The 8,690-nt window shown below is 58.6% G+C and carries 7 protein-coding genes; 1 reads left to right on the top strand and 6 read right to left on the bottom strand.

Features of this window, described 5'->3' with window-relative positions; all coding sequences use genetic code 11:
* Window positions 1–397: 397 nt before the first annotated feature.
* The 4 genes from purT to JL474_RS09605 are packed head-to-tail and all read right to left on the bottom strand — an operon-like array spanning window position 398 to window position 2,942.
* Complete coding sequence (gene purT, locus JL474_RS09620) at window positions 398–1,579, bottom strand: formate-dependent phosphoribosylglycinamide formyltransferase (protein WP_203141875.1); 1,182 nt, start codon at window positions 1,577–1,579, stop codon at window positions 398–400.
* A 56-nt stretch (window positions 1,580–1,635) separates the two neighbouring features.
* A complete protein-coding gene (locus JL474_RS09615; RefSeq protein WP_203141874.1) occupies window positions 1,636–1,824 on the bottom strand; it encodes a DUF1289 domain-containing protein in 189 nt (62 codons plus the stop codon).
* A gap of 4 nt (window positions 1,825–1,828) precedes the next feature.
* The gene (locus tag JL474_RS09610) at window positions 1,829–2,353 is read right to left on the bottom strand and encodes a gamma carbonic anhydrase family protein (protein WP_203141873.1); all 525 of its coding nucleotides are present in this window, start codon (window positions 2,351–2,353) and stop codon (window positions 1,829–1,831) included.
* 7 nt (window positions 2,354–2,360) lie between these two features.
* Window positions 2,361–2,942 (bottom strand): CoA pyrophosphatase, encoded by a 582-nt coding sequence (locus JL474_RS09605; protein ID WP_123636282.1) that lies wholly within the window; start codon window positions 2,940–2,942, stop codon window positions 2,361–2,363.
* A 127-nt stretch (window positions 2,943–3,069) separates the two neighbouring features.
* On the opposite strand from JL474_RS09605, the gene JL474_RS09600 reads away from it, so the two are divergent.
* Window positions 3,070–3,612, top strand: a complete 543-nt coding sequence (locus tag JL474_RS09600) for an NUDIX hydrolase (protein ID WP_203141872.1) — start codon at window positions 3,070–3,072, stop codon at window positions 3,610–3,612.
* A 3-nt stretch (window positions 3,613–3,615) separates the two neighbouring features.
* Here JL474_RS09600 and JL474_RS09595 read toward each other — a convergent pair whose 3' ends face one another.
* Together JL474_RS09595 and purL are read right to left on the bottom strand one after the other, a co-directional pair.
* Window positions 3,616–3,930, bottom strand: coding sequence for a Nif3-like dinuclear metal center hexameric protein (locus JL474_RS09595; protein WP_203141871.1), 315 nt, complete (start codon window positions 3,928–3,930; stop codon window positions 3,616–3,618).
* Window positions 3,931–4,675: 745 nt separating this feature from the next.
* Window positions 4,676–8,581 carry a phosphoribosylformylglycinamidine synthase gene (purL, locus tag JL474_RS09590; protein WP_203141870.1) on the bottom strand — a complete coding sequence of 1,302 codons (3,906 nt, stop codon included), beginning with the start codon at window positions 8,579–8,581 and terminating at the stop codon, window positions 4,676–4,678.
* Window positions 8,582–8,690: the final 109 nt, after the last annotated feature.

The raw sequence follows: 8,690 nt of genomic DNA, 5'->3' as shown, positions 1-8,690 counted from the left end.
AGGTCGCTGCCTCGATATCTCTTGCCGAAATACCTCAGTCAGCGCCCACACGAATTACTTGGTCAATTTTTTAAAGAGCCGGGCTGTTGCCCTGTTGAGGCCGCGTATTCTACCGCTTCGCTCAACCTTGTCAACCGTTATTTTTCAGCGCTTTCGAGGCTTCCGAAAACCGCCGAGTCGTGCCGGCTGACCCGTTCAAGGTGGCGCGCATTCTACACTGCTTTGCCACCCTGTCAACCGTTGTTTTGAAGAAATCTGAAACTCGAAATTCTTAATCAAAACAATCGGTTGCCTTTCGATTCCGACCCCGCCTCAGTGGCGCACCCCTCGAAAGAGATGCGCATTCTACAGACCTCCTCAGAGGTGTCAACGCGTTTTCCGAAAAAAGACAAACTTTCTAGAATTCGACCTTTACCGCCGCTGCCGCTTCACGCGCCAAAGCCCGCGCACTCTCGATATCGTCACCCTTGGCCAGGGCAACCCCCATGCGCCGACGCCCGGAGATTTCCGGCTTACCGAACAGACGCAGCTGCGTATCCGGAACGCTCAGCGCCTCTTCTATATGGGTAAACGTCAGCTGATTGGATTCGCCAGTCGGCAGAATGACGGCAGACGCACTCGGCCCAAGCTGACGGATGGCCGGCACCGGCAGACCAAGAATCGCCCGAGCGTGCAACGCGAACTCCGAGAGGTCCTGGGACACCAGCGTCACCAGTCCGGTGTCGTGGGGACGCGGTGACACTTCAGAGAAGTAGACGTCATCGCCCTTCACAAACAGCTCAACCCCAAAGATGCCATAACCACCCAGATCTTCGGTCACCTTATCGGCGATTTCTTGCGCTCGACCCAATGCCTTTTGGCTCATCGGATGAGGCTGCCAGGATTCGCGGTAATCTCCATCCTCCTGAATATGACCCACGGGATCGCAGAACGACACGCCACCGGCATGACGCACCGTCAACAAGGTGATCTCGTAATCAAACTCGACAAAGCCTTCAACAATCACCCGACCCTGTCCCGCACGGCCACCCTGCTGAGAGTATTCCCAGGCCGCATCAATATCGGCATCGCTGCGAACGGTACTCTGCCCCTTCCCGCTTGAGCTCATTACCGGCTTGACGACACACGGCAGACCGATTTCGGAAACGGCCTTGCGATAACTCTCCAGAGAGTCCGCAAACCGATAAGGCGATGTCGGCAGGGACAGCACTTCCGCCGCCAGGCGACGAATGCCCTCCCGGTTCATGGTGAGATTCACGGCCCGGGCCGTCGGAATGACGCGGACGCCCTCCTCCTCAAGCTTGACCAACTCCGGCGTGGCAATCGCCTCAATCTCCGGCACCACCAGGTTCGGCTTTTCCAGCTCGATCACGCGGCGCAATTCGATCGGATCCAGCATATTGATGACATGACTGCGATGAGCCACCTGCATCGCCGGCGCATTGGCGTACCGATCCACGGCGATCACCTCGACACCCAGGCGCTGCAGCTCGATCACAACTTCCTTACCCAGCTCGCCAGACCCACAGAACAGCACGCGAAAGGCCGTCTTCGTCAGGGGCGTACCGATACTGACCATGTCATCATCCTCTTTATATCCAATTGAATGCTCGCAATCTGTCCCAGGTCGCCCGATCAAAGAGCCACTTTCTCTTCGCGCCTGGCCACCAGTCTCATGACATCCCGACGTTCGTCATTGGTCATGCCAGACCAGCGGGTGATTTCGTCCGCTGAGCGCTGGCACCCCACACAAATATCATCCTCATCCAACGCGCAGACACTGACGCAAGGTGAGCGAACCAGTTTCGCATCGTCCGTCACCATCCCGTCAATCCACCGCCCTGAAGGACTCAATGTAGCGCTTGGCGTTCTGGACATAATGCGCGGCGCTCAGCTCCAGCATCTTGCGCTGATGGTCATTCAGCTCGCGCTTGACCTTACCCGGCGATCCCACCACCAGTGAGCCGTCCGGCACCTCCATTCCCTCGGGGATCAAGGTATTGGCACCAATCAGACAATGCTTGCCGATCTTCGCCCCATTGAGCACGACCGCGTTAATACCAATCAGCGAATAATCGCCGACCTCGCAGCCATGCAGCATCACCTTGTGGCCAACCGTGACCCCACGCCCAAGCGTCAGCGGGATGCCGGCATCCGTATGCATCACCGTCCCGTCCTGAACATTGGTTTCCGGACCGATGGTGATCCGGTCGTTGTCACCGCGGATGACCACGTTGAACCAGACGCTAGACCGCTCCTGCAGCAACACGTTGCCGATAACGGTGGCGTTATGGGCAATAAAGTGGCCCTCGCCTTCGAGTTCCGGACGCCAATCGCCCAATGCGTATTTCATAGACACCTCACTCCGGCGCTTCCAGCAAATCGATGCCGGCATCGTACACGGCGTTCAGAAAGTCAACCAGCACAACCGCCGACAATCCCCAGATGTGGTAACCCTCCCATTCATAGCAGGGCACGTAGAGGGTGTGCCCCTGAAAACCAAGGGCATCGGTACGCAGACGGCGATCCTCAAGGAAGAAAGAGACGGGCACGCGGAAAATAGAGTCAATTTCATCCGGACTGGCTGTCAACGACACTCCATGGGGCACGATACCGACGTAGGGAGTCACCAGAATCCGATGCCGGGACACCACCTGGCTCAACCGCCCCACCACCTGCACCTGCGAGGGCGGCAAACCGATCTCTTCGTGAGCCTCCCGAAGCGCCGTATGCTCCAACGAGTGATCGGTCAGATCCCGCTTACCACCCGGGAAAGCCACCTGCCCCCGATGGGTTTTAAGGTGAGCGGCACGCTGCGTCAGAATAAGTTCGGGATCAGAGCCCCGATCCGTGACCGGAACCAGCACCCCCGCCTCCGGATAATCCAGCGCAATCTGCTGCGGCGTATGACGATCCAGCCGCTTCTTGAAATGTTCAAACAACCTTTATTTGTCCTGTTCAGGGTTTGCCGAACCTGTGTAGCGTCGCCCATTGAAAGAATCTGCCCAACACGGGTCGACGGCGACGCCGGCCTCAGTATACTGGGATCATACAGAATTGAGGTGGCGAATGAATTATTGCAGTCATTGTGGAAACCCGGTTACCCATCGCATTCCCGACGGCGACAACCGTCACCGGTACGTGTGCGATCATTGCAACCGCATCCATTATGAGAACCCCCGCATCGTGGCAGGAACCGTCCCGGTCTGGGAGGGCCAGGTTCTGCTTTGCCGTCGCGCCATCGAACCCCGCCATGGCTACTGGACGTTGCCCGCAGGTTTCATGGAAAACTCCGAAACCACGGTCGAAGCGGCGATGCGCGAAACCCGTGAAGAAGCCCTGGCGGAAGTGGCAGTCGACGGCCTTTATACGATGCTTCATGTGCCCCACATCGACCAGGTCCATATGTTTTTCCGCGCCCGATTGATCGACGGCACGTTCGGCGTGGGCGAGGAATCGCTCGATGCCCAACTGTTTCCGCTCACCGATATTCCGTGGGAGGAATTGGCTTTCCCGACGATCCGGGAAACGCTCGAACGCTTTGTGCGGGACACCGAAACGGGCGAATTCCCTCTTCACGTAGGCGACATTCGTTACCGGATGGGGAAATAGCGCCTACTCCAAATCCTCCATCCGGAAAACCTCATAGGCTGGCTCCTCATAGGGATGAGCGGCCTTGAGTGCCTGGATGGCGACCCGGATCAGATCATCCTCGCAAACCAGCTCTACCTTGTATTCATCCACCCGCTCAACCTCGCCCTGCCGCCCCAGAAACGGCTGACTGCCGTCGAGCGGACGAAACTGTCCCTGCCCCCGACACTGCCAGGCGCAGGAATCGTAATCACCGATTCGACCGGCACCCACCTCGAACAGCGCCACCTTGGTTGCCTCCAAATGCGTTTCCGGCACGAAGTAGCAAAGCTTGTACATCCCTTTCTCCCCTACTTGCTCTCTCTGTATGAACCACCGGATTCTGCCGCCACGCATCCAAACCAATCAAGCACCACAATCCCGACTCCACACCCGCACCCAAAACTGTCCACAGATCGATCAATTTGCTCAGCATTCAATCAAAATGAACAAAGAAGCATCCATTCAAACGCTTGTACCACTTACCCACAGAATCTGTGGATAACTCTGGGGAAAGTTTTTGGGAACAGACCGCCAGCCCCCGTGGTTACGCCCTTCACCTCAAATTGGCGACTATTTCACCGAAGCCATTAAATCCTTATTTATCAATATTTTATAAATTCAGATCAGATTACAGGCAAGATGACGGTGTTTTATACAGGCGTCAAGAAAATCAACGGAACGGATGTGCATAAATGAGCCAAGTCAAGCCGAATTTTCAGTTATAGACGCTTTGTTTTGGATCGATTTTGGCGCACAAAGGTGATTACAGCGTCAAATAAATGCCTTTCCTGAATAATCTGTCACCTATGGGGATAAGATTGTAACGACGCGTAACAAGATCCGTTACCGCCGGAAGCAAGCGGGGGCAAGAAGCCAGTGTCTCACCGATGAGACACTGGCACGACGACCGTCGGAACAGCAGAGGAGAAAAAGGTGCAGTCAGGTCAGGCCAGCCCATTCAGGGCGAATAAACCGGCAACGGAAGCGGCCTGACCCTGAAACGGAGCTCCAGAGTCAGGCACAGGCAGCAGAAGGGATTCGGTTATCCGAGCACCTTACGCGCATTGCGGAACATACGCAGCCAGGGCGCGTCTTCACCCCAGTTATCCGGGTGCCACGAATGCTGAGCAGTGCGGAACACCCGCTCCGGATGCGGCATCATAATGGTGACGCGACCGTCGGCCGAGGTCAGGCCGGTGATACCTGCCTGCGACCCATTCGGGTTGAATGGATAGCGTTCGGTTACATGCCCGTCATTGCTGACATAACGCAGCGATACCAACCCTTCGGACTGTACTGCAGCGGCCGCATCCGCGCTGGCAAATTCGACTCGACCTTCACCATGGGCAACGGCAATCGGCATCCGAGACCCTTCCATGCCCTGCAGGAATTGAGACGGCGATTTCTGCACTTCCACCATGACCAGACGCGCTTCGAACTGCTCGGATTCATTGCGCACAAAACGCGGCCAATGGGCGGTCCCCGGAATCAGCTCATGCAGATTGGAGAGCATCTGACAGCCATTACAGACGCCCAGTGCCAGGGTGTCCGTCCGAGTGAAGAAGCCAGCAAACTGCTCACGAACGCGCTCATTGAAGAGGATGGATTTGGCCCAGCCCTCACCGGCACCCAGTACATCACCGTAAGAAAAGCCTCCACAGGCCACCATGGCCCGGAAGCTCTCCAGCGTAATCCGACCGGAAAGCAGGTCGCTCATGTGGACATCGACCGCATCGAAACCGGCCCGGTCGAAGGCAGCCGCCATTTCCACCTGGCCGTTGACACCCTGCTCACGCAGCACGGCAATCTTCGGACGCGCGCCACTATTGATGTACGGCGCCGCAACATCCTCTTCCGGATCGAACGTCAGCTCGGCACTCAGCCCCGGATCCGCTGGCGACAGCAGGTTGTCGTACTCCTGCTTGGCGCAGTCGGCGTTATCCCGCAGGGACTGGATACGGTAGCTGGTTTCGGACCACAGCCGCTGGTACTCCTCACGAGATGTATCAATGACCGCGTCTTCGTTGAACATGAACCGGATGCGGTCACTGTCATTCAAGGTACCAACCACGGCGGTGTGCTCGCCGAGCCCCGCACCTGTAAACTGTTGCAGGACAAACGGCGTGTCTTCGCGACGCACCTGGATGACTGCGCCCAACTCTTCATTGAAGAGCTCCCGGGCAAACTGACTCGCCTCTTCGGCCAGGCCGTCCAGCTTGATATCAATGCCGGTGTGGCCGGCAAAGGCCATTTCCACCAGCGTGGTGAACATGCCACCGTCAGAGCGGTCGTGATAGGCCAGCAGTTTGCCATCGCCATTCAGACCCTGGATCACGGCAAAGAAGGCCTTGATGTCTTCAGGATCATCCAGGTCCGGCGCGACCGCGCCCACCTGACTGTATACCTGTGCCAGCGCCGAACCGCCCAGACGATTCTGACCCGCGGCCAGATCGACCAGGATCAAGTCGGTTTCGCCGGCATCGGTACGCAGCTGCGGCGTCAACGTGTTACGCACATTGGTGACCGGCGCAAAACCGCTGATGATCAGCGACAGCGGCGCCGTCACACTCTTCTGCTCGCCGTTGTCCTCTTCCCAGACGGTCTTCATGGACATGGAGTCCTTACCCACCGGGATAGTGATACCCAGCTCCGGGCACAGTTCCATACCCACGGCGCGGACCGTCTCGTACAGATTTTCATCTTCGCCCGGATGACCGGCTGCAGCCATCCAGTTGGCAGACAGGCGAATGTCGGACAGCTTTTCGATTGAGGCCGCGGCCAGGTTGGTGATCACCTCGCCCACCGCCATTCGGCCGGAGGCCGGTGAGTCAATCACAGCCACCGGCGTGCGCTCGCCCATTGCCATGGCTTCACCGGCCAGACTGTCGAAGGACGATGCCGTCACTGCCACGTCACTGACCGGTACCTGCCAGGGGCCGACCATCTGGTCGCGCGCCACCAGACCGGTAATCGTCCGGTCACCAATGGTAATCAGGAAGCTCTTGCTGCCCACGGACGGCAAACGCAGAATCCGGCGGGCCGCCTCGTTCACATCGATATCGCGGGAATTGAAAACCTGCTTGGTGAACGAGGCACGCTCGACGCTGCGATGCATCCGCGGCGGCTTTCCGAACAGGACGTCCATCGGCAAATCCACGGGCTTGTCATCGAAGTAGGCGTCAGCCACTTCCAGGTGATGTTCTTCCGTGGCCTCGCCAATGACGGCGTACGGGCAGCGCTCGCGGCGACAGATGGCGTCGAAGTGCTCTAGCTCGTCCGCCGCCACGGCCAGCACGTAGCGTTCCTGGGATTCGTTACACCAGATTTCCAGCGGTGACATGCCCGGCTCATCGCTGGGGATATCGCGCAGTTCAAAACGACCACCCCGGCCACCGTCCTTGACCAGTTCCGGCATGGCGTTGGACAGGCCGCCCGCGCCGACATCGTGGATAAAGCTGATCGGATTGTCTTCGCCCAACTGCCAACAGCGGTCGATCACTTCCTGGCAACGGCGCTCCATTTCCGGGTTGCCCCGCTGCACGGATGCGAAATCCAGATCTTCGTGACTGCTGCCGGAATCCATGGAGGAAGCCGCGCCACCGCCCAGGCCGATCAGCATCGCCGGTCCGCCCAGCACGATCAGTTTCGCGCCAACCGGGATATCCCCTTTTTCGACGTGGTCGGCCCGGATATTCCCCAGGCCACCGGCGATCATGATGGGCTTGTGGTAACCCCGGACTTCATCACCGGCCGCACCTGGCGCCTTCTGTTCGAAGGTCCGGAAATAGCCGGTCAGGTTGGGTCGGCCAAATTCGTTATTGAAGGAGGCGCCCCCGATCGGGCCCTCGATCATGATGTCCAGCGGCGACGCAATGCGCTCGGGCTTGCCGTATTCGGCTTCCCACGGCTGCAGATCGCCCGGCAGATTCAGGTTGGACACCGTGAACCCGGTCAGGCCAGCTTTGGGCTTGGAACCCCGTCCGGTCGCGCCCTCGTCACGAATCTCACCGCCGGCGCCGGTTGCCGAACCCGGGCTCGGGGAAATGGCCGTCGGGTGATTGTGGGTCTCCACCTTCATCAGGATGTGGATGTCTTCATCGTGATAGCGGTAGGTGCCAGAATCCGCCTCGGGATAGAACCGGCCGGCCTTGGCGCCGCGGATCACCGCCGCGTTATCCTTATAGGCCGAGAGCACACCTTCGCTGTTCATCTCGAAGGTATTGCGAATCATCGCGAACAGGGACTTCTCCTGAGCCTCGCCATCGATGTCCCAGGACGCGTTGAAAATCTTGTGGCGGCAGTGTTCTGAATTGGCCTGGGCGAACATCATCAGCTCTACGTCGGCCGGATCCCGCTCCAGGCGGGTGAAAGCGTCCACCAGGTAATCGATTTCGTCATCCGCCAGCGCCAGACCCAGCGTCTGATTCGCTTCCACCAGCGCCGGCCGGCCGCCACTCAGAACCGGAATACGGTCTGGCGTGCGCGGCTCCTCGCGATGGAACAGCAGTTCCGCACCGCCCATCTCATGAAAAACCCGCTGGGTCATGCGGTCGTGCAGCATGGTGGCAATCGCCTCACGCTGCTCCAGCTTCAACTTGCAGTCCGCGTGAATATAGAAGGCCGTGCCCCGCTCGATACGACGGATCTGACGCAGCCCGCAAATACGTGCGATGTCTGTCGCCTTGGTCGACCAGGGCGAAATGGTGCCCGGCCGCGGTACCACCAGAAACAACACACCTTCCGCCGCCTGGGAATCGGCAGACGGGCCGTAACTCAGCAGCCGGTCGAGCACCTGCTGCTCTTCATCCGCAAGTGCCTCCGGCACATCCACGAAATGCATGAACTCCGCGTAGATCCGGGAGACTTCCGGGACCACAGCCTGAACCTGGGACAGAAGCTTGTCAGAGCGGAAGGATGAAAGTGCGGGAGCGCCGCGGAGTTCCAGCATGGCAAAAAACCTGTATCGTGCTGATCTGGGGAATACAGGGGGCTCTCATACCGGGAACCCCTTGCGAGACGGCCGCAATGATACTGGAAACCGCGCGCCGGATACAGAT

It is taken from the genome of Marinobacter mangrovi, from assembly GCF_016798325.1.
In the GTDB taxonomy this organism is placed as follows: domain Bacteria; phylum Pseudomonadota; class Gammaproteobacteria; order Pseudomonadales; family Oleiphilaceae; genus Marinobacter_A; species Marinobacter_A mangrovi.
The sequence above is the reverse complement of the archived record's forward strand: the minus strand, read 5'-3'. Positions and strand labels throughout refer to the sequence as shown.